Below are 232 nucleotides of genomic sequence, written 5' to 3'. Positions count from 1 at the left end.
GGTAACCCAGTATACGCAACCGTAGTGGGAAGCGGAATTAATTATGACGGAAAAACAAACGGAATTACCGCGCCAAGCGGACGTTCGCAAAGCCGGCTCATCAAAGAAGTGTACGATCGTTTTCATATCAAGCCAGAGGATATGGAGTATATCGTGACCCATGGAACGGGGACGAAACTCGGTGATCCGATCGAGATTAATGCATTGGCGGAGGCATTTAAAGATTATACAG

1 protein-coding gene is annotated in these 232 nt (G+C 47.0%); it reads left to right on the top strand.

Going from position 1 to position 232, the window contains the following annotated elements:
- Positions 1-232 (top strand): hypothetical protein (locus LNN34_RS21870; RefSeq protein WP_229044620.1); only part of this gene is annotated, 232 nt, incomplete at both ends.

This window comes from Bacillus sp. AF23, assembly GCF_020861455.1.
Lineage (GTDB): Bacteria > Bacillota > Bacilli > Bacillales > Bacillaceae > Bacillus > Bacillus halotolerans.
This window is presented reverse-complemented; position numbering and strand designations above follow the sequence as displayed.